At 67.7% G+C, this 24,693-nt stretch carries 23 protein-coding genes; 18 read left to right on the top strand and 5 right to left on the bottom strand.

Translation table 11 applies throughout. From position 1 onward, the window contains the following. Window positions 1-29 precede the first annotated feature (29 nt). Entirely contained in the window at window positions 30-1,046 is a 1,017-nt protein-coding gene (locus tag DIE04_RS25570; RefSeq protein WP_124523253.1) for an NADP-dependent oxidoreductase, read from the top strand. A gap of 172 nt (window positions 1,047-1,218) precedes the next feature. Then, on the top strand, window positions 1,219-1,722 hold the full coding sequence (locus tag DIE04_RS25575) for a thioesterase (protein ID WP_124522620.1): 504 nt from the start codon (window positions 1,219-1,221) through the stop codon (window positions 1,720-1,722). Between the two features lie 9 nt (window positions 1,723-1,731). Here DIE04_RS25575 and DIE04_RS25580 read toward each other — a convergent pair whose 3' ends face one another. From DIE04_RS25580 to DIE04_RS25595, 4 genes are all read right to left on the bottom strand, one after another. Further along, window positions 1,732-2,784 carry an AI-2E family transporter gene (locus tag DIE04_RS25580; protein WP_044846613.1) on the bottom strand — a complete coding sequence of 351 codons (1,053 nt, stop codon included), beginning with the start codon at window positions 2,782-2,784 and terminating at the stop codon, window positions 1,732-1,734. Between the two features lie 231 nt (window positions 2,785-3,015). After that, the gene (locus DIE04_RS25585) at window positions 3,016-3,600 is read right to left on the bottom strand and encodes a YSC84-related protein (RefSeq protein ID WP_124522622.1); all 585 of its coding nucleotides are present in this window, start codon (window positions 3,598-3,600) and stop codon (window positions 3,016-3,018) included. Window positions 3,601-3,651: 51 nt separating this feature from the next. Then, on the bottom strand, window positions 3,652-4,038 hold the full coding sequence (locus tag DIE04_RS25590; protein WP_044846611.1) for a YqjD family protein: 387 nt from the start codon (window positions 4,036-4,038) through the stop codon (window positions 3,652-3,654). Between the two features lie 338 nt (window positions 4,039-4,376). Beyond that, window positions 4,377-6,251, bottom strand: coding sequence for an ExeM/NucH family extracellular endonuclease (locus DIE04_RS25595; protein ID WP_124523256.1), 1,875 nt, complete (start codon window positions 6,249-6,251; stop codon window positions 4,377-4,379). A gap of 209 nt (window positions 6,252-6,460) precedes the next feature. Here DIE04_RS25595 and DIE04_RS25600 point away from each other — a divergent pair, with 209 nt between their 5' ends. The 9 genes from DIE04_RS25600 (at window position 6,461) to DIE04_RS25640 (ending at window position 13,506) form a co-directional block, all read left to right on the top strand. Further along, window positions 6,461-6,814 (top strand): YciI family protein, encoded by a 354-nt coding sequence (locus tag DIE04_RS25600; RefSeq protein ID WP_044846610.1) that lies wholly within the window; start codon window positions 6,461-6,463, stop codon window positions 6,812-6,814. Between the two features lie 125 nt (window positions 6,815-6,939). Continuing rightward, the gene (locus DIE04_RS25605) at window positions 6,940-7,359 is read left to right on the top strand and encodes a YciI family protein (RefSeq protein WP_044846609.1); all 420 of its coding nucleotides are present in this window, start codon (window positions 6,940-6,942) and stop codon (window positions 7,357-7,359) included. A gap of 35 nt (window positions 7,360-7,394) precedes the next feature. After that, a complete protein-coding gene (locus tag DIE04_RS25610) occupies window positions 7,395-7,811 on the top strand; it encodes a VOC family protein (RefSeq protein WP_124486469.1) in 417 nt (138 codons plus the stop codon). Then, window positions 7,808-9,076: an RNA polymerase sigma factor gene (locus DIE04_RS25615; RefSeq protein ID WP_124523258.1), complete on the top strand. Its 1,269-nt coding sequence runs from the start codon at window positions 7,808-7,810 to the stop codon at window positions 9,074-9,076. The genes DIE04_RS25610 and DIE04_RS25615 overlap by 4 nt, the downstream gene beginning before the upstream one ends. A 244-nt stretch (window positions 9,077-9,320) precedes the next feature. Beyond that, the gene (locus DIE04_RS25620) at window positions 9,321-9,743 is read left to right on the top strand and encodes a rubrerythrin family protein (protein WP_040140994.1); all 423 of its coding nucleotides are present in this window, start codon (window positions 9,321-9,323) and stop codon (window positions 9,741-9,743) included. A gap of 125 nt (window positions 9,744-9,868) precedes the next feature. Beyond that, window positions 9,869-11,206, top strand: coding sequence for a heterodisulfide reductase-related iron-sulfur binding cluster (locus tag DIE04_RS25625; protein WP_124486467.1), 1,338 nt, complete (start codon window positions 9,869-9,871; stop codon window positions 11,204-11,206). Between the two features lie 44 nt (window positions 11,207-11,250). Further along, on the top strand, window positions 11,251-11,832 hold the full coding sequence (locus tag DIE04_RS25630) for a DUF3501 family protein (RefSeq protein WP_124486466.1): 582 nt from the start codon (window positions 11,251-11,253) through the stop codon (window positions 11,830-11,832). 151 nt (window positions 11,833-11,983) lie between these two features. After that, complete coding sequence (locus DIE04_RS25635; RefSeq protein WP_185500427.1) at window positions 11,984-12,337, top strand: hypothetical protein; 354 nt, start codon at window positions 11,984-11,986, stop codon at window positions 12,335-12,337. A gap of 227 nt (window positions 12,338-12,564) precedes the next feature. Beyond that, window positions 12,565-13,506, top strand: a complete 942-nt coding sequence (locus DIE04_RS25640; protein WP_124486465.1) for a transposase — start codon at window positions 12,565-12,567, stop codon at window positions 13,504-13,506. 129 nt (window positions 13,507-13,635) lie between these two features. On the opposite strand, the gene DIE04_RS25645 is transcribed toward DIE04_RS25640, so the two are convergent. Continuing rightward, window positions 13,636-15,162, bottom strand: a complete 1,527-nt coding sequence (locus tag DIE04_RS25645; RefSeq protein ID WP_124523260.1) for a mannose-1-phosphate guanylyltransferase/mannose-6-phosphate isomerase — start codon at window positions 15,160-15,162, stop codon at window positions 13,636-13,638. A 426-nt stretch (window positions 15,163-15,588) separates the two neighbouring features. Between DIE04_RS25645 and DIE04_RS25650 the strand changes: the two genes are divergently transcribed. From DIE04_RS25650 to DIE04_RS25680, 7 genes are all read left to right on the top strand, one after another. Then, window positions 15,589-16,962, top strand: coding sequence for an undecaprenyl-phosphate glucose phosphotransferase (locus tag DIE04_RS25650; RefSeq protein WP_124523262.1), 1,374 nt, complete (start codon window positions 15,589-15,591; stop codon window positions 16,960-16,962). A gap of 67 nt (window positions 16,963-17,029) precedes the next feature. Further along, entirely contained in the window at window positions 17,030-18,445 is a 1,416-nt protein-coding gene (locus tag DIE04_RS25655; protein ID WP_124523264.1) for a UDP-glucose/GDP-mannose dehydrogenase family protein, read from the top strand. Between the two features lie 49 nt (window positions 18,446-18,494). Continuing rightward, on the top strand, window positions 18,495-18,938 hold the full coding sequence (locus tag DIE04_RS25660; protein ID WP_124486461.1) for a low molecular weight protein-tyrosine-phosphatase: 444 nt from the start codon (window positions 18,495-18,497) through the stop codon (window positions 18,936-18,938). Next, the gene (locus DIE04_RS25665; RefSeq protein ID WP_044846601.1) at window positions 18,932-20,110 is read left to right on the top strand and encodes a polysaccharide biosynthesis/export family protein; all 1,179 of its coding nucleotides are present in this window, start codon (window positions 18,932-18,934) and stop codon (window positions 20,108-20,110) included. The genes DIE04_RS25660 and DIE04_RS25665 overlap by 7 nt, the downstream gene beginning before the upstream one ends. Window positions 20,111-20,160: 50 nt before the next feature. After that, window positions 20,161-22,386: a polysaccharide biosynthesis tyrosine autokinase gene (locus DIE04_RS25670; RefSeq protein WP_044846600.1), complete on the top strand. Its 2,226-nt coding sequence runs from the start codon at window positions 20,161-20,163 to the stop codon at window positions 22,384-22,386. A 62-nt stretch (window positions 22,387-22,448) separates the two neighbouring features. After that, complete coding sequence (locus DIE04_RS25675) at window positions 22,449-23,408, top strand: glycosyltransferase family 2 protein (RefSeq protein WP_044846599.1); 960 nt, start codon at window positions 22,449-22,451, stop codon at window positions 23,406-23,408. 148 nt (window positions 23,409-23,556) lie between these two features. Further along, complete coding sequence (locus DIE04_RS25680) at window positions 23,557-24,693, top strand: glycosyltransferase family 4 protein (protein ID WP_124522630.1); 1,137 nt, start codon at window positions 23,557-23,559, stop codon at window positions 24,691-24,693.

The raw sequence follows: 24,693 nt of genomic DNA on the forward strand, positions 1-24,693 counted from the left end.
ATCGATAAACACAACCGGAGGAGAACATCGTGTCGACACCCGTGAACCGCCAGCTGCTGCTGAAGACACGCCCGGAAGGCCGGGTCGGCCGCGAACACTTTTCGTTCGTCGAAACGCCGGTGCCGGCGCTCGCCGACGGCGACGTGCTCGTGCGTGTGCTGTATCTGTCGATGGATCCGACCAACCGCGTGTGGATGAGCGACGTGCCGCAATACCTGCCGCCCGTCGCGATCGGCGAAGTGATGCGTGCGCTCGGCATCGGGCGCGTGGTCGCGTCGCGCCACGCGGGGTTCGCGCAAGGCGATCTCGTGCAGGGGCTGCTCGGCTGGCAGGACTATGCGCGGGTGCCGGCCGACCAGGCCGCGCAACTCGTGAAGCTGCCCGCGCAGTCGGGCCTGCCGCTGCCGACGCTGCTCGGCGCGTGCGGGATGAGCGGCCTGACCGCGTACTACGGGCTGACCGACATCGCGCCGGTGCAGCCTGGCGAGACGCTCGTCGTGTCGGCGGCGGCCGGGTCGGTCGGCTCGATCGCCGGCCAGATCGGCAAGATCCACGGTGCGCGCGTGGTGGGCATCGCGGGTGGCGCGGACAAGTGCCGCTACCTGACCGAGACGCTCGGCTTCGACGCGGCCGTCGACTACAAGGCCGACGATTTCCGTGAGCAGCTGAAGGCGGCGACGCCGGACGGCGTGCACGTGAACTTCGAGAACGTCGGCGGCGAGGTGATGCGCGCGGTGCTGTCGCGGATGGTGATCGGCGGGCGCGTCGCGCTGTGCGGCGTGATCTCGAACTACAACAGCGGCCGCGCGGCGGACGACGTCGGCGTGCTGATCTCGAAGCGGATCACGATGCGCGGCTTCCTGATCCTCGACTACCGCAAGAGCCGCGAAGCGGTGCAGACGCTCGCGGGATGGCTGCGCGACGGCCGGCTCAAGGCCGAGGAAACCGTCGCCGACGGGCTCGAAAACGCCCCCGACGTGCTGAACCGCCTGTTCGACGGCGACCATCGCGGCAAGCTCGTGCTGCGCGTCGATCCGGACGCATGAGCCGTCGCGCTCGCGCGCATTGAGTCCGAATATTCCGGTATCAGTTTAGGACTTGTCTCATTTATTGTTCCGGCCGCTCTCCCTAAAGTAATTGCCGGCAAGCGGCGGCGTGACCTGCGCGTCACGCCGCCGTTTTCATTTGCGCGGCGAGAAGCGGGAAGGGAGGCGGAACATGCAGATGAAGACGACATGGGCGGCACCGACGGCGGCGCGCGATCGAACGAAGCGGCGCATCGGTGTCCGGGCGCGGATGGCGGCAGCGGGGATCGGCATCGCGCTCGCAGTGTCGAGCGCCGGTGCGGCCGGGCACGCGGGCGCGGCTGGCATCGTGCGCTTCACCGGCGCGCTCGTCGATCGGTACGACGTGACATTCGACACGCCGTCGCTCGGGGCGTCGGGCAGCGCGAGCGCGGCGGCACTCCGCTTCGATGCGCATGGCCGGCGCTTGCCCGGTGCGCATCTGGCGCTCGTGGGGCCGGACGGCCAGCCGCTTTCGCAGCCTGCGGGCGCGGCGGTTCGCGCAATCTGGCACGATGCGCGCGACGATCGAGCCGTGCCGCTGGAAGCGGGGCGCGCGCATCGTGTCGGGCCGTATGGCGGCGTGCTGACGATCGCGGGGCCGGACATGGAAACGGGCGCCGTGGCGCCCGTCGTGATCAGGATTCGTCATCCGTGACGCGCGGCGTCACTCCCCCTGTTCGGCGCGCGCGTAGATGTCCCAGCTCGCCATGAACAGCGCAGCGACGAGCGGCCCGATCACGAAGCCGTTGATGCCGAACAGCGCCATCCCGCCGAGCGTCGAGATCAGCACGACCCAGTCGGGCATCTTCGTGTCCTTGCCGACGAGGATCGGGCGCAGCAGGTTGTCGACGAGGCCGATCACGCCGACGCAGAACGCGACGAGGATCACGCATTTCCAGATCGCGCCGATCGCGAGGAAGTAGAGCGCGGCGGGCACCCACACGAGGCTCGCGCCGATCGCCGGCAGGAGCGACAGGAACGCCATCAGCGCGCCCCACAGCACGACACCCTCGATCCCGAGGATCCAGAAGATCAGGCCGCCGAGCGCGCCCTGCACGAGCGCGACCGCGATGTTGCCCTTCACGGTTGCGCGCACAACCGTCGTGAACTTCGCGAGCAGCAGGTTCTTGTGCTCTTCGTCGAGCGGCATCGCGCGGCGCACGCGGCGGCCGATCTCGCCGCCGTCGCGCAGCAGGAAGAACACCATGTACAGCATCACGCCGAAGCTGACGACGAACTGGAACGTGTTCTGGCCGATGCTGAGCGCCTGGGTCGCCGCGAACTGGCTGATCTGCGCGGCGCCGTCGGTCAGCTTCTTCTGGATGCCGGGGATGTTGGTCAGCCCGTATTTCTGCAGCAGGTTCTGGATCGACGTCGGCAGCGCATGAATGATGTCATGGAAGTACTGCGAATAATTCGGCTGCGCGCTCTTCAGTTCCTGGTACACGTACGCGATTTCCTGCACGAGCGTCGCCATGACGAACACGAGCGGCAGGATCACGATCAGGATGATCAGCGACATCGTCACGAGCGCGGCCAGGTTGCGCCGCTTGCCGAAGCGCGCGGCGAGCCAGCGCTGCACCGGCTGGAACAGGATCGCGAGAATGGTGCCCCAGAAGACGGCGCCGGAGAACGGCGCGAGTATCCAGCACAGTCCGACGGTGACCGCGAACAGCAGGAAATAGAAGAATTTTTGGTGATCGTGTCCGCTATCCATGGATGGTTCGCGCAGATTGATGCCTGGTTTGATTGAATTTCGTTGCCTCGGGCGCGATCGGCTCGCGAACGTCACGGATGTCGCGGCGCAGCGCGGCAGGGCGGCCCGATCGGCAGTATGCCCGCAAAGGTGCCGCCATCATACCCGCCGCGCGCGGCGCACGAGAAAACGCCGCGGCCGGGGCCGCGGCGTTGCCGGGAAGCGAACCGGCCCGGGGGCCGTGCCGCATCGTCAGATGTGGAGCCGGGTGACCTTGGTGCCGCTGACCGACAGATCGCCCATCAGGCCCGCGTTGGTCAGCACCAGCACCTCGACCGGTGCGGTGGCCGTGTTGGAGTCGATCGCGCCGTTCGCACCCATCTTCACGACCGCGACGGAGGCGTCGGCGCCGGCCGACCAGCCTTCGGACTTGCGGAACGAGTCGAGCGCATCCTGCGTCATGAACAGGAACACGATCGCCTTCGATTGCGCACCGGCCTGCAGGCCGACCGACAGCGACGACGTGTTGTAGTAGCCGACGGTGCTGCCGCCGACGCGCAGCGCGCCGTTGCCGGACTGGCCGCCGACGATGAGGCCGGCCTGCAGCACGTTCGGGAACACGAGCACGCCGCGCGATTTCGCGACGAGTTCACGCGAGCCCGGCACCGTCGAATAGAGGCGCGACAACGTCGCGTTCACGCTCGCGTCGATCGACTCGCGTTTCGACGCGCTGGCCGACGCGTTGTCGGGTTTGTTGGGGGTGGTGGTGCAGCCGGCAAGTGCGAGACTGGCGAGCATGACGGCGGCGGCGGCTTTCAGGGCGAGGGACTTCTGCATGGCGTTTCTCCTTCGTTGTCGGGGTGAGGAAGGACGGGGTGATCGCCCCGTTCAACGGCGGGAAAGGAGCAGGCCGGCGACGAACGCGAGGCCCGCGACGACACCTGCGGTCTGCCATGGATTGTCGTGCACGGCTTGCGATACGCGTTCGGCCGAATCGCGCAGCCGCGCGACCGCGGTGCCCGACGCGTAGTCGAGCGTGCTGCGCGCTTCGTCGAGCCGCGCCTGCACGCGCTTGCGCAACGCGGCGATATCGCCGTCGCCGTCGTTCTTCAGCAGGTCTTCCAGTTCATCGACCAGCCCGCGCAGATCGTCGGACACGTCCGCATGCAGGTCGCGAGCCGCCGAGCGCGTCGTGCGTCCCACGCGCCGGCCGGTGCGACGGATGTCGGACAGGCCGCGGTCCAGCTTGTGTTCGATCGAGTCGGTGAGCGCCATGGTGTTTATCCTCCTTCGATTTGATTTGCAGGCCAATTTGAAGATAAGACGAATCCCAGCAACCAATGTGATTCACATCAGCCAATTGAGTTTCGAGACAAATTTTCAATTCGCCGGCAAATTTCCCGGAAAGCCCCGCGCAATGGGGCGGGGCGGCGGTTGAAAAAATTTCGCGCTTTGGGGCGAAGCGACCAGCAAGCCGTTGGCGCGACGTGAAAGTCCGGTAAATATGGCGTCGCCCGATGCGCCAGGTAAATAGTGCCGTTGCACGCATCATGCTGATGCAATTGCACTAATCGCCCGTCTCTTAATGGAGCACGGTTTGTGCCCGCGATGGCTCAGGTGGCGCCTTCGTCCGACGCGAGGTCGATGACGACGGGGTCGTGATCCGACGAGCGATAGGCATCGGGTGCGTAATAGGCCGCCCGTTGCGCCGCGGTTTTGTAATCGGGCACGGATTGCAGTGCGACCGGTTCGTCGGCATTGATGTGCCACGCATGCACGGCCTTCACGCGCGCGGCGAGCGGCGACGTGGCGAGTGCGTGATCGAGGTTGCCCGCTTCGCCGCGGAATACGTAGCTGTAGCCGGCGTTGCCGGCGAAGCGGGCGACGAGGTTCGTGTAGCCGCGCGATTCGAGCGCGCGTAGCGGGTCCTCCTTCGCGTAGCTGTTCAGGTCGCCGATCAGCAGCACGCCGTCGGCCGGGGCGCCGGTCGGCGACGTGGCGAGCCACGCGGCGATGCGTTCGGCCGCACGCGTGCGCGTCGCGTTCCAGCAGCCCTGACCGTCCGACTGGTCGAGATCCGGGCCGGTCGCACGTGGGCAGTTCTTCGATTTCAGGTGATTGGCCGCGACCGTGAATGCGCGGGTGCCGCCGATGCGCCGGAACGTCTGCGCGAGCGGTGGGCGATTGCCGCCGTCGAGCGCGACGGTCGCGGCGCGCCCGACGGGTTCGATCGTCCGGCTGTCGTACAGCAACGCGACCGCGATCGCATCGCGGCCGAGTCGCGCCGTGCCGGGGTCGACCGCGCGCCAGCCGTCGCCGAGCCGCGCCGCGAGACGCTGCACGGCGCTCGCGGGGCCGTGGCCGTTGTTCGCGATTTCCATCAGGCCGATCACGTCGGCGCGCAGTGCGCGCAGTGCGGCGACGATCTTCGCTTCCTGGCGGGCGAAGACGGCGGGCGTCTTCGCGCCGCGATTGGCCGGGTCGTCGAAGCCGCCGCCGCTTCCGTCGCCGTTGAAATAGTTGAAGACGTTGAACGACGCGATCCGCACGTCGGCTTGCGGATGCCGCGGCGGTGCATCGGTCCGCGGATTCGATGCGGCGTCGAAGACCGGCGCCGACGCCGGCACGGGCTGCACTCGCCACGTGCCGTAGCGCTGCTCGAGCACACCTTCGACGCCGCGCACCGTGTAGCCCGCGCGCAGCGTGTTGGCGGCGCCCAGCGCAGGCGGCGGATAGCGGGCGGTCGCGGGGTTCACGCGGCTCGAACCGTCGTCGAGCACGATGCGGTTGCGGGCATTGGCCGCCGCCTGCGCGGCGGCGTCGGCCGGCGGCACCACGTGCGTCGGCATGTAGAGGCGACCGTGGCTGAGCACGATGCTGCCGTAGCGGCCGAGGTCGTAGGTATCGCTGACGGTCAGCGTTTGCGGAAAGCGCACGCGCATGCCTTCATGCGCGGCGAATACTGACTCGCTGTCGACCGGCAGCACGAGCGCGGCCGGCGTGACGGTCTGCCCGCGCGCACAGACGGCCACGCGGCCCGACAGAGCCAGTTGCGTGCGGCCGTACTTCTGCTCGATCCTGCCGGTGACGTGCACGCGTTCGCCCGGGCGGACACGCGCGTGCGGCGCGTAGACGAACAGGCCTTCCGGGACGCCCGGCCGGTGGCGCCGCTGCGCATCCGCCTGCTGGACGAAGAATCCGCCGAAGCCGTCGGCGCCGCCGAATGCCGCGGTGACGATCGCTTCGATCGACGCGGAGCGCCCGGCCAGCGGCGACCGGCCGCCGGAATGCCGGAGGTCGGCGATTGCCGTCGTGGGGCCGCCGCAGCCCGCGCTGACCGGAGGCGCGGTGGCGGCGGCGGTGGCGGCCGGCGCTGAAAGGGCAAATGCGGCAAATGCGGCAAACGAGGCAAACGAGGCAAACGAGGCAAACGAGGCAAGCGGGGCGAGCGATGCGGCGAGCGCGAGCGGCGGCGGCAGGCGTGACATGGAGTGCTCCACAGGAAGAAAATTCGAAGGTTCGGGCAAGCATCTTGACGGCAAAATCGCGTGCTGCGATCGAATTGGCCATCAGGCCAGTGTCGAACGGCCAACGATGACGGCAGGGCCGCCCGCGGCTGTTACGCTTCGCATCTGACGTGTCATTCCGGCCTGCGATCCGAACGCTTCTTGCGCACGGCCCCCCACTGGAGAGTTCCATGTCCTACATGCTGTTGATTGTCGAACCGACCGGCCAGCGCGCCGAACGCACGCTCGAGGAGGGGCAGGCGCTGTACGCGCGGATGGTCGATTTCGCTCAGACGCTGAAGGCGCGCGGCGTGCTGCGCGGCGTCGAGTCGCTCGAGCGCTCGGAGCGCGCGACGCGTGTGCAGGTGCGCGACGGCGAGACGCGCCTCGTCGACGGCCCGTTCGCCGAGGCGAAGGAAATGGTCGGCGGGTTCTTCATCGTCGACGTCGACACGCGCGAGGAAGCGATCGCGATCGCGCGCCAGTGCCCGGCCGCGCAATGGTGCACGGTCGAAGTGCGCGCGGTCGGCCCGTGCTTCCTGTGACGGCCACGGCTCGGTGTTAACCCGGATTCGTCGCGCCGTACGTCGATCCGGCAGTCTGCCGCCCGTCGTAGGGATAAGGCGCCGACGAACGGACGCCCCTTTCCACCGATGACAAGGAGTGAACGATGCGATTCATGATCATGATCCGGGCGAACGCCGTCAGCGAATCCGACGCATTGCCGGACAACCGGCTGGTCGAGGCGATGACGGTCTATCACGAGGAGCTGGCCAAGGCCGGCGTGCTGCTCGATGCGAACGGCCTGCGGCCGAGCGCGCGCGGCTGGCGCGTGCGCTACTCAGGTGGCAAGGGCACGGTGGTCGACGGCCCGTTCGCGGAGACGAAGGAACTGATTGCCGGCTATACGCTGATCCAGGTGCGCTCGCGCGACGAGGCGCTCGAATGGACGCGCCGGTTTCCCGCGCCGTTCGGTGCGGAGATGGACTGCGAGATCGAGGTGCGGCCGCTGTTCGAACTCGACGACCTGACGCCCAGCGAGGCGGTCGAGCGGTTCCGCGAACTCAATGTCGGGCACGGCCACGCCTGACTCCACCCCAAGCCAATCTCACCGGAGCACCCGTCATGCACAAGATGGTTTTCATCAACCTGCCCGTGGCCGACCTGCCGCGCTCGAAGACGTTCTACCAGGCACTCGGTTTCGAAGTCGTACCGGCCTATACCAACGATCAGGCTGCCTGCATCAAGATCAGCGACACGATTTTCGCGATGCTGCTCGTGCGGCCGTTTTTCCAGACCTTCACCGGCAAGACCATCGTCGATCCGGCGACGCAGGTGCAAGCGCTGTCGTGCCTGTCGTGCGACAGCCGCGCCGAGGTCGACGCGATCGTCGCGAAGGCGCTCGCGGCCGGCGGGTCCGCGCCGCAAGCGCCGCGCGAGTATCCGAACATGTACGGCCACGGGTTCGACGATCCGGACGGCCACGCATGGGAGCTGATGGCCATGCCGCTCGATGTGTCCGCCCAGGGGCAAGCGTCGTGACGCGTGAGGCGACTCACCGTGCGATCGAAGCGGTCTGGCGGATCGAGGCGCCCAAGATCATCGCGCGCGCCGCGCGCGTGGTGCGCGACGTCGGCGTGGCCGAGGAACTGGCGCAGGACACGCTCGTCGCGGCGCTCGAGCACTGGCCCGTCGACGGCGTGCCCGACAATCCGGCCGCGTGGCTGATGACGGCCGTGAAGCGGCGCGCGCTCGACCGGGTGCGGCAGGAGTCGCTGCATGCGGCGAAGCGCGACCAGCTCGGCCATGAAATGGACGCGCTCGAGGCGCACGTCGTCCCCGACATCGCGGAGGCGCTCGCCGACGCGCGCGACGACGATATCGGCGACGACCTGCTGCGGCTGATCTTCACGTCGTGCCATCCGGTGCTGTCGACCGATGCGCGCGTCGCGCTGACGTTGCGGCTGCTCGGCGGGCTGACCACGAGCGAGATCGCGCGTGCGTTCCTGTCGCCCGAGCCGACGATCGCGCAGCGCATCGTGCGCGCGAAGCGCACGCTTTCGGCGGCGCGCGTGCCGTTCGAGGTGCCGGCCGCCGACGCGCGGCCCGCGCGGCTCGCGTCGGTGCTCGAAGTGATCTATCTCGTGTTCAACGAAGGCCATGCGGCGACCGCGGGCGACGACTGGACGCGTCCGGCGCTGTGCGACGAGGCGCTGCGGCTCGGCCGCGTGCTGGCCGGGCTCGTGCCGGACGAGAGCGAGGTGCTCGGGCTCGTCGCGCTGATGGAGCTGCAGGCGTCGCGCATGCATGCGCGGACCGATGCGCAGGGGCGGCCCGTGCTGCTGCTCGACCAGGATCGCTCCCGCTGGGATCCGCTGCTGATCCGGCGCGGGCTCGCCGCGCTCGAGCGGGCGACGAAGCTCGGCGGCGTGCGCGGCCCGTATGCGTTGCAGGCCGCGCTGGCGGCGTGTCATGCGCGCGCGCGGCACGCGTCGGACACGGACTGGGGGCAGATCGTCGCGCTGTACGACGCGCTCGCCGAAGTCGCGCCGTCGCCGGTCGTCGAGCTGAACCGTGCGGTGGCGGTGGGGATGGCGTTCGGGCCTGCCGCGGCGCTGGAAATCGTCGACGTGCTGCGCGACGATCCGGCGCTCGCGCGCTATCACTGGTTGCCGAGCGTGCGTGGCGACCTGCTCGCGAAGCTCGGCCGCGCTGACGAGGCGAAGGTCGAGTTCCGCCGCGCGGCGGAATTGACCCGCAACGAGCGCGAAAGGGAATTGCTGTTGAAGCGCGCGACGGATGCGTGACGCAGACGGGCGACGCCGGTGTGCGTACACCGCGCGTCGCATCGAACGCCAGCGCCCCGCCTCCACCCGTCCCTCATTCCCGCTTCCCGCTATCGGACGGATTGAAAAAGCCTATTGGGGGATGCGAACGCCAGCGCCTAGATTAAAAGGCACGAAGCGTGCGTGTCCGGCGTACGCATCGTTCCCCATATCCATCATCGGCCCGGCTTCGCACGCGGCCGCGCCGACTCGAACGGAGGCGCACATGGCTCAACTCAAGGGCAGCAAGACCGAAGAGAATCTGAAGGCCGCATTCGCGGGCGAATCGCAAGCGAACCGGCGTTATCTGTATTTCGCTTCGAAGGCCGACGTCGAAGGCCAGAACGACGTCGCCGCGCTGTTCCGCTCGACTGCCGAAGGCGAAACGGGCCATGCGCACGGTCACCTCGAATACCTCGAAGCAGTCGGCGATCCGGCGACGGGTCTGCCGTTCGGCTCGTCGCGGCTGAACCTCGAATCGGCGATTGCCGGCGAGACGCACGAGTACACCGACATGTATCCGGGCATGGCGAAGACGGCGCGCGAAGAAGGCTTCGACGAAATCGCGAACTGGTTCGAGACGCTCGCGAAGGCCGAACGCAGCCACGCGAACCGCTATACGAAAGCGCTGGACGCACTCGTCGACTGACGCGGGCGTCGCCCCGAGGCCGCACGGCCCGGCCGGGCAGGTCCCGCGGCCGGCCGTGCGTTGATCGCCGCCCGCGCCGCGCGGGCGGCGCGTTCGCGCGCATGCGCGCCACGCTGGAGCGCCTCATGCCCCACAAGGAAGGCAGTCTCGAAGCCCCGACCCGGCATCCGCTCGACTGGCAGTCCGAAGCGTTCTACGACCAGGCCGCGATCGATGCGGAAATGACGCGCGTGTTCGACATCTGCGCCGGTTGCCGGCGCTGCGTGTCGCTGTGCGGCGCGTTTCCCGCGCTGTTCGATCTCGTCGACGACACGCCGACGGGCGACATCGAGGAAGTGCCGAAGGACGCGTTCGGCAAGGTCGTCGACCAGTGCTACCTGTGCGACCTCTGCTACATGACGAAATGCCCGTACGTGCCGCCGCATGCATGGAACGTCGACTTCCCGCACCTGATGCTGCGCGGCAAGGCCGCGCGCTACAAGCGCGGCGAGGCGCCGCTGCGCGACAAGGTGCTGTCGAACACCGACGCGCTCGGCCATTTCGCGGGCATTCCGATCGTCACGCAGACGGTGAACGCGGTCAATCGCACGCCGCCCGCGCGCCACGCGCTCGAAGCGGCGCTCGGCGTCGATCGCAACGCATGGCTGCCGGAGTTCGCACCGCGCAAGTTCCGGCGCGCGGCGAAGCGCTCGGACGGCCCGCCGGTTCGCGACGGCGAACGCACGCCCGGCAAGGTCGCGATCTACGCGACGTGCTACGTGAACTTCAACGAGCCGGGCATCGGCCACGACCTGCTCGCGATCCTCGCGCACAACGAGATCCCGTACGAGCTCGTCACGCGCGAAGCGTGCTGCGGGATGCCGCTGCTCGAGCAGGGCAATCTCGCGGGCGTCGCCGCGAAGAAGGCCGTGAACATGCCGGTGCTGGAGCGCTATGCGCGCGAAGGCTATGCGCTGATCGGCGCGATCCCGAGCTGCGTGCTGATGTACAAGAGCGAACTGCCGCTGATGTTCCCCGGCGACGAAGCCGTGCGCGCGGTGGCCGATGCATTCTGGGATCCGTTCGAGTACGTGATCGCGCGGCATCGCGACGGGTTGCTGAAGACCGATTTCAAGCAGGGCCTCGGCACCGTGTCGTATCACGTGCCGTGCCACGCGCGCGTGCAGAACATCGGCCGCAAGACGGCCGACACGCTTTCGCTCGTGCCGGATACGCGCGTGAACGTCGTCGAGCGCTGTTCCGGGCACGCGGGCACGTTCGGCGTGAAGAAGGCCTTCCATGCGGACGCGATGCGGATCGGCGCGCCGGTGTTCAAGGCGATGGCCGAGCCGAAGCCGGATTTCGTGTCGTCGGACTGCGCGCTCGCCGGCCATCACATCGTGCAGGGCATCGACGAGAAAGGGTTGCCGGCCGCGCCGCTCGCGCATCCGCTGACGCTGCTGCGCCGCGCGTATGGCATCTGAACCGGCCGCTTCACGACGACATCGACGCTATCCGAGGACATCCCATGACGCTCACCCGCGACTCGCTGCTGACGCTCGAAGCGTACGCGAAGATCCGCAAGACCGAACATGCGCGGCTCGTCGCGCACAAGCGCCGCCGCGCGGTGGCGCTCGGCAACCATCTGCGCCTCCTGTTCGAGGACGAGACCACGATCCGCTACCAGATCCAGGAAATGCTGCACATCGAGAAGATCTTCGACGAGGCCGGCATCGAAGGCGAACTGGAAGCCTATCTGCCGCTCGTGCCCGACGGCACCAACCTGAAGGCGACGCTGCAGATCGAATACGAGCACGAAGCCGAGCGGCGCGCGGCGCTCGCGCGGCTGATCGGCGTCGAGGATCGCGTGTACCTGCGGGTCGACGGGCACCCTGACGTCTATGCGATCGCCGACGAGGATCTCGACCGCGACAACGCGGAGAAGACCTCGGCCGTGCATTTCGTGCGCTTCGAACTGAGCGGGCCGATGCGCGCGGCGCTCAAGGACGGCGCGACGCTGTCGATCGGCTGCGATCACCCGGCCTATACGGTGTCGCCGCAACGCATCGCGGCGGACGTGGCCGCGTCGCTGGCCGGCGATCTGCGCTGACGCGCGGCCGGGCGCCGCGCTCCATATCGCGCGGATCGCACGTCGTCCGGCCGCGAAACGCAGCGCCCGACCGTCGCGCCCGCCGCTGTCGCCTGCCCATTACCGCCGAAGATGTAACAGGCCCGTCCACGCTTGCATGCCGGGAAACAATGTGCATCGCCTGTCCGATCGCTTTCATTACTCGCCGAGGAACAATAAAAAGATTGTGCACGGAGAAATTTCGGTTCAAGGCAATTTGAATGATTTACCGATCCGTGAATATCTTGTTACGAAATTTTCCCTGATTTACCGATTTTGGCCGGGCATTCGCGGGGTGGTTGCCGGCAAGGGTCGGAACATGGCGGATCGCTTGCCGATCGGGGTGCGGCCGCACCCCGCAGAGCCCCGCCAGACGTGGCTTCCCAGCGTTGCGCATAACGATCGCGTAAAAAAATTCAACGGTAAATGGATTGCGCATCCATGGCAGGTTGTTTCAGTGCGTAACATTAAGTCATTGTCATATTGAGATAAACCCTGAGGATGGTATGCTTCGTGCACAAAAATTCCCACATTGGAGTGAGACCGTGATTTGTGCGCCATTGCCGGGAATGGCGGCACCGTGAAAGTGCGGTGTCGCGCCGGCATGCACAACAAGCGGATAACCATAATGTGCAACCGGGCCGCCCCGTGACGCGATGCGTGACGGCGGCGCCGACAATCGCAGCCCCGGCCTGGCTGTGTGGAGAAACAACTATGTTCTTCGATGAGCTTAACGATGAAGAGTGGTTTCGTCTTTCAACGCTGATCGCCGACGAGCCGATTCGGCTGAACCGTCGAGGCCGTCCACGCGCGGAACCGCGCGTCGTCGCCAACGCGGTCCTCTGGATCCTGACGACCGGTGAAGCGTGGTCCAAACTGCCCGGGCGCTATCCGTCCGGGCCGACGTGCCGCCGCCGCTACGAGGAGTGGCTCGCGAACGGCACGCTGCTGCAGATGATCGACGTGCTGACCCAGTTCAGCGGGCGCACGTTCGCGTATGTGCCGCCGCCGCCGGCGCCGGTCGCGCCGGCATGCCGTGCGGAGCCGGCGCCCGACAACGATCGTCTGCGCGGCGTGTTCTGGCAGAACCCCGAGTCGTGGCAACTGCCGGTCGCGCACGCAAACGTTTGGGATGGCGAGGGCGCGACGCTGTCCGCGATGCCGAACGACGCAGCGCACGCGTCGTCCGGAGCGTCGTTCGCGGTCCCGGGCGCTCAGCCCGCGGGGCTGCGCCACGGGCGTCCGTCCGCCGCGAGCTTTGCCGCGGCCGAGCCGCAAGTCGATGAATACCGCGGCTATACGATCTGCGGCAGTGCGCAGCCGGTGCAGAACCTGATGTATCGCGCATGGGCCGAGATCATGCAGGACGATCGGCGCGTCGAGCGCTCGGGCCTGATCGGCCCGCGCTTCACCGATGCGGAGGAAGCCGAGCAGTACGCGCTCGACTGGGCGCGTCAGTGGATCGATCGCCACGGTGCGAGCGACGAACCGGTGCGTGCGCCGCAAAGCGAGGTGCTGGCCGGCCTGTCCGCGCTGGCGCGGGCCGAGTCGGACATCAAGCGCTTCATCGCCGAGCGTCGCGCGGGCGCGCTGTCCGAGAGCCGCAACGACTCGGTGCAGTCGGACCGCCGCGAATACGCGTACCGTGTAGGTTGATCGTCGTCCGCACGAAAAGAAAACGCGCGGGCCGTCGTGTGTCACGGCGCCCGCGCGTTGTTTTTTGTCGCTTCCATTGCCCGTGATGCCGGGCGCACCGCCGCGACGGCGCGCCCGGCAGGCATTGCGTCACTGGCGTCCGTAGGTATCGTCGAAGCGGACGATGTCGTCCTCGCCGAGATACGCGCCCGACTGCACTTCGATCAGCTCGAGCGGCATCTTGCCCGGATTCTCGAGACGGTGCGACACGCCGAGCGGGATGTACGTCGATTCGTTCTCGGACAGCAGGAAGGTTTCGTCGCCGCGCGTGATGCGCGCGGTGCCGCGCACGACGATCCAGTGCTCGGCGCGGTGGTGGTGCATCTGCAGCGACAGTCGCGCGCCCGGCTTCACGACGATGCGTTTGACCTGGAAGCGCTCGCCCGTGTCGACCGAGTCGTAGTGCCCCCACGGGCGATGGACCTTGCGGTGATCGGTCGCTTCCGCGCCGCGTTCGGCCTTGATGCGCCCGACGATTTTCTTCACGTCCTGCACGCAGGACTTGTCGGCGACGAGCACGGCGTCGGGCGTTTCGACGACGACGAGATTCTGCGTGCCGACACATGCGACGAGCCGGCTTTCCGAATGCGCGAAGGTCGATTCGGCATTCTCGAACAGCACGTGGCCGCGGCCGACGTTCTCGGCATCGTCCTTCGGCAGGATCTGCCAGATCGCGTCCCACGAGCCGACGTCCGACCAGCCTGCGTCGAGCGGCACGACGACGCTTTCGCACAGCTGCGGCAGGTTCACGAGCCGCTCCATCACCGCGTAGTCGATCGAGTTCGACGGCGAGGACGCGAACGCGTCGCGGTCGACGCGGAAGAAGTCGCCGTCGTCCTTGCCGCGTGCGACGGCCTGCTCGCAGGCCGCGAGGATCTCGGGTTCGAGCTGGCGGATCGCGTTCAGCCACACCGACGCGCGCACGATGAAGATCCCGCTGTTCCACCAGTATTCGCCGGAGGCGACGTACTGCTGCGCGAGTTCGAGATGCGGCTTTTCGACGAAGCGGTCGAGACGGCGCACGTCGAGGTTGCCGGTGCCGGCATCGCCGAGCGGCGCGCCGACGCGGATGTAGCCGTAGCCGGTCTCGGCGCGGCCCGGCACGATGCCCATCGTCGCGATCTTGCCCTGGGCCGCGCAGTGCACGCCGGCCGCGACGGCCGCATGAAAGCGCGGCTGGTCGGCCACCGCGTGGTCGGCCGGCATCACGGTCATCACGGCATCGCCGCCGCCGGCGACGATCCGCAGCGCGGCGAGCGTCAGCGCGGGCGCGGTGTCGCGGCCGAGCGGCTCGAGCATGATCGACGCACGCTTGCCGGTCAGGCGCAGTTGCTCGGCGGTCGTGAAGCGGTGATCCTCGCCGCACACGATCAGCACGTCGTCGTTCAGCGGATGACCGGTCGCGAGGCCGTCGAGCCGCAGCGCGGTGGATTGCAGCAGCGAATGCTCGCCGAGCAGGCCGATCAGCTGCTTCGGATAGTGTTCGCGCGACATCGGCCACAGACGCGTGCCCGAACCGCCGGCAAGGATCACCGGCTGCACCGCGACGCGCAGGCTGGCGTCGCTGGCGGCGGAAGAAGAAGGGCGCGTATCGGCTGCCACGGCCGGAGCATTCATGATGACACTCTCCTCGATTGAAGTCAGTGCCTGTTTGTAGCATGAAGTAAATCGACAATAAAACCGGACCTTTTGCAAGATATTCGTCGCGCACGGATCCGGGAAAATTTTCCGCGATAGCATCCGCTGCAAATAAAAAAATAAAAAATAATTCGGGTGAGCGCGCTGGAGTCCTTTCCCGTAAAGGGATGCCGGGAACCGTAAAGTTTCCGAAAAAATCCCGATTCACGATCGATTCGGGAAAACGTGCCGAATTAATTCGAGAATGTCGCGGCAAGAATTTCCGATTATTTTTCGAAATACTTGTGCGCTTGAGAAGGGATTTTCTTACCGCTTCAATAGCGTCATGCAACGTTTGAATCGAAGGTGCGGCACGGGCTGCACGAGGAGCTGTTCGGCAAACGCCTGTTCAAAGAGGAAGCGGACATGTTGAGCGTGCTGGCGAGAGTCATCGATATCGCGATGGTCGTGTTGGGGGCGTTGATCGCCGCCGCGCTGCACGGCGGCAGCATCTGGCTCAACGACCTGCAGCGCACGACGGTGCTGTTCGACTGCCTGCTGGTGGTCGTGTTCTTTCCGGCCATCGGCATCTACCAGTCGTGGCGCGGCAAGCGTCTCGTCGGGCTGGTGGGGCGCGTGGCGTTCGCGTGGCTGGTGGTCGAGCTCGCGGGCATCCTGATGAGCTTCAGCTTTCACCAGTCGGGCGACCTGTCGCGGCTGTGGCTGGGTTACTGGGCAGTCGTGACGATGGCGCTGCTCGCCGGCTCGAAGACCTGCGTGCACGTCGTGCTGCGACAACTGCGCCGCGGCGGCTACAACCTGAAGGCGGTCGCGATCGTCGGCGGCACGCCGGCGGCGCGGCGGCTGATCGCGCAGATGCGCTCGCGGCCGGAAGCGGGCTTCAACCCGGTGTGCGTATACGACGAAAGCGAAGCGCCGGGCGAAGTCGCGCTCGACGACGTGCGCATCGAGCGGCAGTTCGAATCGCTGGTGTGGCTGGTGCGCAGCCGCGCGATCAGCGAGCTGTGGCTCACGCTGCCGATCACGGAGGAGCGCCGGATTCACCAGATCGTGACGGTGTTCCGCCACGACTTCGTGAATATCCGTTTCATCCCGGACGTGCGCACGCTGTCGTTCTTCAACCAGGAAGTGGTCGAGGTGCTCGGCGTACCGGCGATCAACCTCGCGGCGTCGCCGATCACCGACGTGCGGATCCTGCCGAAGTTCGTGTTCGACCGGCTGTTCGCGCTGGCGGCGCTCACGGCGCTCGCGCCGGTGATGGTGCTGATCGCGTGCCTGATCAAGCTCACGTCGCGCGGGCCGGTGTTCTTCCGCCAGAAGCGCAAGGGCATCGACGGGCACGAGTTCGAGATCTACAAGTTCCGCTCGATGAAAGTGCATCACGAAGTCGCGGGACAGGTCACGCAGGCGACCAAGAACGACACGCGCGTGACGCCGGTCGGGCGGTTCCTGCGCCGCACGAGCCTCGACGAACTACCGCAGTTCATCAACGTGCTGAAGGGCGAGATGTCGGTCGTCGGCCCGCGGCCCCATGCGCTCGCGCACGACGACATCTACAAGGATCTGGTGAAGGGCTACATGTTCCGCTACCGGATCAAGCCGGGCATCACCGGCTGGGCGCAGATCAACGGCTTTCGCGGCGAGACCGACCAGATCGAGAAGATGATGGGACGCGTGAAGCTCGATCTGTACTACATGCAGAACTGGTCGTTCTGGCTCGACATCAAGATCGTCGTGCTGACGCTCTGGAAAGGCTTCACCGGCAGCAACGCTTACTGACGCGCAACGCGCGCGGACACCCCGGTTTCACGAATTTCGAATCATTGGTCACGAGGTCCGACACATCATGAATCTGACTATCATCGGCAGCGGTTACGTAGGTCTTGTCACCGGCGCCTGTCTCGCCGACATCGGGCACGACGTGTTCTGCCTCGACGTCGATCTGGCGAAGATCGACGTCCTGAACAACGGCGGCGTGCCGATCCACGAGCCGGGCCTCAAGGAAGTCATCGCGCGCAATCGCGCGGCCGGCCGCCTGCGCTTCTCGACCGACATCGAGGCCGCGGTCGCGCACGGCGACGTGCAGTTCATCGCGGTCGGCACGCCGCCCGACGAGGACGGCTCGGCCGACCTGCAGTACGTGCTCGCGGCGGCGCGCAACATCGGCCGCTATATGAAAGGCTTCAAGGTGATCGTCGACAAGTCGACGGTGCCGGTCGGCACGGCCGAGCGCGTGCGTGCGGCGGTCGCCGAGGAACTCGCGAAGCGCGGCGGCGACGCGCCGATGTTCTCGGTCGTGTCGAATCCGGAATTCCTGAAGGAAGGCGCGGCGGTCGACGATTTCACGCGGCCGGACCGCATCGTGATCGGCTGCGACGACGACGTGCCGGGCGAACGCGCGCGCGAGCTGATGAAGAAGCTCTACGCGCCGTTCAACCGCAACCACGAACGCACGCTGTACATGGACGTGCGCTCGGCCGAATTCACGAAATACGCGGCGAACGCGATGCTCGCGACGCGCATCTCGTTCATGAACGAGCTCGCGAACCTGGCCGACCGCTTCGGCGCCGACATCGAGGCCGTGCGCCGCGGGATCGGCTCCGATCCGCGCATCGGCTATCACTTCCTGTACGCGGGCTGCGGCTATGGCGGCTCGTGCTTCCCGAAGGACGTCGAGGCGCTGATCCGCACCGCCGACGAGCACGGCCAGGCGCTGCAGATCCTGAAGGCCGTGTCGTCGGTCAACGCGACGCAAAAGCGCGTGCTGGCCGACAAGATCGTCGCGCGCTTCGGCGAGGACCTGACCGGTCGCACGTTCGCGATCTGGGGTCTCGCGTTCAAGCCGAACACCGACGACATGCGCGAAGCGCCGAGCCGCGAGCTGATCGCCGAGTTGCTGTCGCGCGGCGCGCGCATCGCCGCGTACGACCCGGTCGCGCAGCAGGAAGCGCGCCGCGTGCTCGCGCTCGATCTCGCGGACCACCCGAGCTGGCTCGAGCGCCTCAGCTTCGTCGACGACGAGGCGCAGGCCGCACGCGACGCCGATGCGCTCGTGATCGTCACCGAATGGAAGGCATTCAAGAGCCCGGATTTCGTCGCGCTCGGCCGCCTGTGGAAGTCGCCGGTCATCTTCGACGGCCGCAACCTGTACGAGCCGGAGACGATGAGCGAGCAGGGCATCGAATACCACCCGATCGGCCGCCCCGGCTCGCGCCAGGCCGTCGCCGCGCGCGTGCCGGGCGCCGCGCGCGCGAACGCGTAACCGGCGCGTTGCCGTTACCCGTCGTTACCCGTTACCGAATCGAGACGCCATGTTCCGCAACATCCTGATCGTCTGTCACGCGAACGTCTGCCGCAGCCCGGCGGCGGAACTGCTGTTCAAGTCGCACGCGGCGTCGCGTGGCGGCCCGCGCGTGACGTTCCACTCCGCCGGCGTGCGTGCCAACGACGGCGACGGCATCGATCCGGTGATGCGCCAACTTCTCGCCGAGCGCGGCGTCGATGCGACGACGCACCGTTCGCGGCGGCTGTCGCGCCGGATCGTGCGCGACGCCGACCTGATTCTCGTCAGCGAGCGCGAACAGATCAAGGCCGTCGAGGCGGTCGATCCGTTCGCGCGCGGCAAGGTCCACCTGCTGGGCAAGTGGGAGGACGCCGAGATCGCGGATCCGCATGGCGGCCCCGAGGCCGACTATCGCGAGAGCTACTCATTGATCGAACGTCTGGTTCAAGGATGGCTGCAAAAACTATGCTGAAACGTCCCATGCGCCCGCTGGCGCTCGCCGTCGCGATGACGACATTCCTGTCGGCCTGCGCGAGCGCGCCCGGCAACTATCTCGACTCGTCGAACCTGAAGGACGAAGGCCGGCAAGGGCAGGCCGAAACCTATCCGGTTCATTACATCGACGCGAAGCTGGTGATGGATCAGCTGCAGAAGCAGCAGGTCGAGCATCCGCTGCCGCCGGGCCGATACACCGATCCGTCGGAGTACGTGTACCGCGTCGGTCCGCAGGACATCCTCGGCGTCACGGTGTGGGATCACCCCGAGCTGACGACGCCGCAGGGCCAGTCGTTCTCGAGCGGCGGCAACACGACGCAGTCGGTCGCGGGCGCGCTGCAGCAGCCGTATACGACCGCGCTGCCGGGCCAGGCCGATCCGTACGGCCAGACCGTCGCCGCCGACGGCACGATCTTCTTCCCGTTCGTCGGCCGCATCCGCGTGGCGGGCAAGACGGTCGCGCAGATCCGCGAGCAGATGGCATCGACCCTCGCGCGCTATGTGAAGAATCCGCAGCTCGACGTGCGCGTGCTGTCGTTCCGCAGCCAGAAGGTGCAGGTGACGGGCGAGGTGAAGCAGCCGGGCCCGCTCGCGGTGAGCGACGTGCCGCTGACGCTCGTCGACGCGATCTCGCGCTCGGGCGGTTCGACCAACGAGGCCGACCTGCAGCGCGTGCGCCTGACGCGCGACGGCAAGCTCTACACGCTCGACGCGAACGGCGTGCTCGATCGCGGCGAAGTGAAGCAGAACGTGATGCTGCAGCCGGGCGACATCGTCAACGTGCCGGACCGCAGCGACAGCCGCGTGTTCATCATGGGCGAGGTCAAGACGCCGGTCACCGTGCCGATGCTCAAGGGCAAGCTGACCATCGCCGACGCGCTGACGGCCGGCGGCGGCATCCTCGACACCGATGCGAACCCGCGCAAGATCTACGTGATGCGCGGCATGCGCGACAACCCGACGAAGCCGGAAGTGTTCCGCCTCGACATGACGCAGCCGGATGCGCTGATGCTGTCGAGCCGCTTCCCGCTCCAGCCGCTCGACGTCGTCTACGTCAGCACGGCCGGCTCGGTGCAGTTCAACCGCGTGCTGCAGCAGGTGTTGCCGACGATCCAGACGATCTTCTACATGCGGCAAATCACGCGCTGATAGCCCGCCGGGGCGGCGCCTGCCCCCCGGCACCACTCAAGCGGGAACGAATGGTGAACACGCAAGCGAAACACTCCTACGCGGATCTGACCGCGAAAACCGAGGAAGAGGACGTCGTCCTCGGCCAGCTGCTCCAGGTGCTCATGGACGACATCTGGCTGCTGCTCGGCATCGCGGTGACCGTCATCGCGATGGCCGGCCTGTACTGCTACATCGCGAAGCCGGTCTATCAGGCCGACGTGCACGTGCGGGTCGAGGGCAACGACAACACGTCGCAGGCGCTCACCCAGACGCAGACGGGCGCGATGATCAACAGCGGTCCGCAGCAGGCGCCGACCGAAGCGGAAATCGAGATCATCAAGAGCCGCGGCGTCGTCGCGCCGGTCGTCGAGCAGTTCAAGCTGAACTTCTCGGTCGCGCCGAAGACGCTGCCGGTGCTCGGCAGCCTGGCCGCGCGCGTCGCGACGCCGGGCGAACCGGCGCGTGCGTGGTTCGGCCTGCGCTCGTACGCATGGGGCGGCGAAGTCGCCGACATCGACACGATCAACGTCGTGCCCGCGCTCGAAGGCAAGAAGCTGACGCTGACGGCCGGCCCGAACGGCACCTACACGCTGGTCGACCAGAACGGCAACCGTCTTCTGTCGGGCCGTGTCGGCGAATCGGAGCAGGCAGGCGGCGTGACGCTGCTCGTGCAGAAGCTCGTCGCGCGTCCGGGCACGCAATTCACGGTGGTCCGCTACAACGATCTCGATGCGATCACCGGCTTCCAGTCGGGCATCCAGGTGTCCGAGCAGGGCAAGCAGACGGGCGTCGTCCAGATCTCGCTCGAAGGCAAGGACCCGGACCAGACCGCCGCGATCGCGAACGCGCTCGCGCAGTCGTACCTGAACCAGCACGTGATCGCGAAGCAGGCCGAAGCGACCAAGATGCTCGACTTCCTGAAGGGCGAGGAACCGCGCCTGAAGTCCGACCTCGAGCGCGCGGAAGCCGCACTGACGCAGTACCAGCGCACGTCCGGCTCGATCAACGCGAGCGACGAGGCGAAGGTCTACCTCGAAGGCAGCGTGCAGTACGAGCAGCAGATCGCCGCGCAGCGCCTGCAGCTCGCGTCGCTCGCGCAGCGCTTCACCGATTCGCACCCGATGGTGATCGCCGCGAAGCAGCAGCTCGCGGAACTGCAGGGCGAGAAGGACAAGTTCAGCAACCGCTTCCGCAGCCTGCCGGCCACCGAAGTGAAGGCCGTCCAGCTCCAGCGTGACGCGAAGGTGGCCGAGGACATCTACGTGCTGCTGCTGAACCGCGTGCAGGAGCTGTCGGTGCAGAAGGCCGGCACGGGCGGCAACATCCACCTCGTCGATTCGGCGCTGCGCCCGGGCGATCCGGTCAAGCCGAAGAAGGTGCTGATCCTGTCGGCGGCGGTGTTCCTCGGGCTGATCCTCGGCACCGGCATCGTGTTCCTGCGTCGCAACCTGTTCCAGGGCATCGAGGATCCGGACCGCGTCGAGCGCACGTTCAACCTGCCGCTGTACGGGCTGGTGCCGCAAAGCGCCGAGCAGGTGAAGCTCGACGCCATGGCCGAGAAGGGCGGCGGCCGCGCGCGGCCGATCCTCGCGAGCCTGCGTCCGAAGGACCTGAGCGTCGAAAGCATGCGCAGCCTGCGCACCGCGATGCAGTTCGCGATGATGGACGCGAAGAACCGCGTGGTCGTGCTGACCGGCCCGACGCCGGGCATCGGCAAGAGCTTCCTGACGGTCAACCTCGCGGTGCTGCTCGCGCATTCCGGCAAGCGTGTGCTGCTGGTCGACGCCGACATGCGGCGCGGCATGCTCGACCGCTACTTCGGCCTCACCGCGCAGCCGGGCCTGTCCGAGCTGCTGAGCGACCAGTCGTCGCTCGAGGACGCGATCCGCGAGACGCCGGTGCAGGGCCTGTCGTTCATCTCGGCCGGCACGCGCCCGCCGAACCCGTCGGAACTGCTGATGTCGGCCCGTCTGCCGCAATACCTGGAAGGGCTCGGCAAGCGCTACGACGTCGTGCTGATCGACTCGCCGCCGGTGCTGGCGGTGACCGACGCGACCATCATCGGCCGCATGGCCGGCGCGACCTTCCTGGTGCTGCGCTCGGGCATGCATACCGAAGGCGAGATCGCCGACGCGATCAAGCGCCTGCGCACCGCGGGCGTCGATCTGGAAGGCGGGATCTTCAACGGCGTGCCGCCGAAGGCACGCGGCTACGGCCGCGGTTATGCGGCCGTCCACGAATACCTGAGCGCCTGACCGCATTGCACGAAACCGGGCCGGCGCGAGCCGCATCGGCCCGGCCGACTGGAGAACTTTCGATGAAAATTTCCGTGCTCGTTCCGACCTACCGGCGTCCCGCCGACCTCGCGCGCTGCCTGCTGGCGCTGCAGCGCCAGGCGCGGCTGCCCGACGAGGTGATCGTCGTCGCGCGCCCGGAGGACGATGCCACGCACGAGCGCCTCGCCGATCCGTCGGTCGGCGGCGCGCTGCCGCTGCGGATCGTGCCGGTCGACGTGCCGGGGCAGGTCGCCGCGCTGAACAAGGGGCTCGACTCGGCGCATGGCGACATCGTCGCGATCACCGACGACGACGCGGCGCCGCACGCCGACTGGCTCGCGCGCATCGAGGCCGTGTTCCTCGCCGACCCGCGCGTCGGCGCGGTGGGCGGCCGCGACTGGGTGCACGAGAAGGGTCGCGTGCTCGACGAATCGCGCGAACTCGTCGGCCAGCTCACACTGTCCGGCAAGATCGTCGGCAACCATCACCTGGGCGTCGGCGGCGCGCGCGAAGTCGACATGCTCAAGGGCGCGAACATGAGCTACCGCCGTGCCGCGATCGAGCGGCTGCGCTTCGACACGCGGCTGCGCGGCGCCGGTGCGCAGGTGCACAACGACATGGGTTTCAGCATGCACGTGCAGCGCGACGGCTGGAAGCTCGTCTACGACCCGGCGATCGCGGTCGACCATTTTCCGGCCGAGCGTTTCGACGACGACCGGCGCGACGCCGCGTCGCTGAATGCGATCAGCAACGGCGCGTACAACCTGCACCTGATCCTGCGCGAGCATCTGCCGCCGCTGCGGCGCGAGATCGCGTGGTGGTGGTGGACGCTGGTCGGCACGCGCGTCTACCCGGGTTTCGCGCACGTGCTGCTGTCGCTGCACACCGCGCGGCGCGACCGCGTGCGCGACCACTGGCGCGCGGTGCGCCGCGGCGCGCGCGAGGCGCGCCGCGCGAATCTTGCCCCCCACCGTGCGGCGATGCCGCCGGTGACGTCTTGAACGGGCCGCGCGCACGATGCACGGCCACCCGCGAAGGGCATGAAATGGTCCGACTCCCGCGCTCACTTGATTCGCTTGGAGGGGCGCAGCCCCTCCAGCTCCCTGAAGCTTGCCCGTCGGTGCATCCGACGGCCTGGCGGAGGCTGACATGACTTCGACGAAGGTTCACGTTCACCTGTTTTACGGTGCCGATCCGCGTACCTATCGACAAGGCGAGAACATCGGCTGCCTGTACGGCTATCACCACGCGGAATCCGACGAATTCCGGCTGACCTATTCGCAGGACCGCCGCGAGAACCGCGTCGCGAGCCTCGCGCGCCGTGCGCTGAAGGCGGCGCTCGGCTTCGACGTCGTGCACGCATGGCGCAATCGCGCCGCGCTGCTGAGCACGGACGTGATCTGGACGCACACCGAGCAGGAGCACCTCGCCGCCGCGCTGGTCCTGAAGCTCGCCGGCGCGCAGGGCAAGCGCCCGCTGCTGCTCGCGCAGAGCGTGTGGCTGTTCGACAAGTGGAACACCTTCGGCGGCCCGCGCCGCTGGCTGTACCGCAAGCTGCTCGCGCGCGCCGACGCGCTGACGACGCTCGCCCGCGACAACGCCGAGCTGTGCCGCCGCTATCTCGGGCGCGAAGCCGAGTTCGTCTACTACGGGCTGAACACGCAGGACTTCCCGCCGGCCGAACCGCGGCAATGGAAGCCGAACCGGCCGCTGCGGATCGCCGCGATCGGCAACGACCGCGACCGCGACTGGCGCACGTTCCTCGCCGCGTTCGGCGGCGACGAGCGCTACGACGTGCGGCTCGCGACGCGCCGCCGCGTGCCGCGCGAGTGGCATGCGCCGAACGTGAAGATCGGCTCGGCATCGGGCCTCGCGAAGCAGCACGAGCTGTACGCATGGGCCGACGTGATCGTCGTGCCGCTGCGGCCGAACTTCCATGCGTCGGGCATCACCGTGATGCTCGAGGCGGCGGCGGTCGGCAAGCCGATGATCGTGTCCGACGTGGGCGGCCTCAGCGACTACTTCCCGCACGACACGGCCGCCTACGTGCCGGCGTTCGACGCAGCGGCGATGCGCCAGGCCGCCGATCGCTTCGTGGCCGATCCGGCCGCCGCGCTCGAATGCGCGCGTGCCGCGGCCGCGTGCCTGCGCGAGCGCGACCTGACCACGCAGGCGTTCGCCGAGCAGCACGTGCGGATCACACGCGACCTGCTGCGCCGGCGTCGCACGCCGGCGGCCGCCGGTCTCGCGATGCCGCTCGCGGATTCGCGCCCGTCGTCGCGGTGA

The sequence above is a fragment of the Burkholderia sp. Bp8994 genome (assembly GCF_003853805.1).
GTDB lineage: Bacteria > Pseudomonadota > Gammaproteobacteria > Burkholderiales > Burkholderiaceae > Burkholderia.

Excerpts from the sequence above, each read along its gene's own strand:
- DIE04_RS25575 (WP_124522620.1), top strand. The coding sequence starts at position 1,219 with ATGCAGATGAAGACGACATGGGCGGCACCGACGGCGGCGCGCGATCGA.
- DIE04_RS25580 (WP_044846613.1), bottom strand. The coding sequence starts at position 2,784 with ATGGATAGCGGACACGATCACCAAAAATTCTTCTATTTCCTGCTGTTC.
- DIE04_RS25585 (WP_124522622.1), bottom strand. The coding sequence starts at position 3,600 with ATGCAGAAGTCCCTCGCCCTGAAAGCCGCCGCCGCCGTCATGCTCGCC.
- DIE04_RS25590 (WP_044846611.1), bottom strand. The coding sequence starts at position 4,038 with ATGGCGCTCACCGACTCGATCGAACACAAGCTGGACCGCGGCCTGTCC.
- DIE04_RS25595 (WP_124523256.1), bottom strand. The coding sequence starts at position 6,251 with ATGTCACGCCTGCCGCCGCCGCTCGCGCTCGCCGCATCGCTCGCCCCG.
- DIE04_RS25600 (WP_044846610.1), top strand. The coding sequence starts at position 6,461 with ATGTCCTACATGCTGTTGATTGTCGAACCGACCGGCCAGCGCGCCGAA.
- DIE04_RS25605 (WP_044846609.1), top strand. The coding sequence starts at position 6,940 with ATGCGATTCATGATCATGATCCGGGCGAACGCCGTCAGCGAATCCGAC.
- DIE04_RS25610 (WP_124486469.1), top strand. The coding sequence starts at position 7,395 with ATGCACAAGATGGTTTTCATCAACCTGCCCGTGGCCGACCTGCCGCGC.
- DIE04_RS25620 (WP_040140994.1), top strand. The coding sequence starts at position 9,321 with ATGGCTCAACTCAAGGGCAGCAAGACCGAAGAGAATCTGAAGGCCGCA.
- DIE04_RS25625 (WP_124486467.1), top strand. The coding sequence starts at position 9,869 with ATGCCCCACAAGGAAGGCAGTCTCGAAGCCCCGACCCGGCATCCGCTC.
- DIE04_RS25630 (WP_124486466.1), top strand. The coding sequence starts at position 11,251 with ATGACGCTCACCCGCGACTCGCTGCTGACGCTCGAAGCGTACGCGAAG.
- DIE04_RS25640 (WP_124486465.1), top strand. The coding sequence starts at position 12,565 with ATGTTCTTCGATGAGCTTAACGATGAAGAGTGGTTTCGTCTTTCAACG.
- DIE04_RS25645 (WP_124523260.1), bottom strand. The coding sequence starts at position 15,162 with ATGAATGCTCCGGCCGTGGCAGCCGATACGCGCCCTTCTTCTTCCGCC.
- DIE04_RS25650 (WP_124523262.1), top strand. The coding sequence starts at position 15,589 with ATGTTGAGCGTGCTGGCGAGAGTCATCGATATCGCGATGGTCGTGTTG.
- DIE04_RS25655 (WP_124523264.1), top strand. The coding sequence starts at position 17,030 with ATGAATCTGACTATCATCGGCAGCGGTTACGTAGGTCTTGTCACCGGC.
- DIE04_RS25660 (WP_124486461.1), top strand. The coding sequence starts at position 18,495 with ATGTTCCGCAACATCCTGATCGTCTGTCACGCGAACGTCTGCCGCAGC.
- DIE04_RS25665 (WP_044846601.1), top strand. The coding sequence starts at position 18,932 with ATGCTGAAACGTCCCATGCGCCCGCTGGCGCTCGCCGTCGCGATGACG.
- DIE04_RS25670 (WP_044846600.1), top strand. The coding sequence starts at position 20,161 with ATGGTGAACACGCAAGCGAAACACTCCTACGCGGATCTGACCGCGAAA.
- DIE04_RS25675 (WP_044846599.1), top strand. The coding sequence starts at position 22,449 with ATGAAAATTTCCGTGCTCGTTCCGACCTACCGGCGTCCCGCCGACCTC.
- DIE04_RS25680 (WP_124522630.1), top strand. The coding sequence starts at position 23,557 with ATGACTTCGACGAAGGTTCACGTTCACCTGTTTTACGGTGCCGATCCG.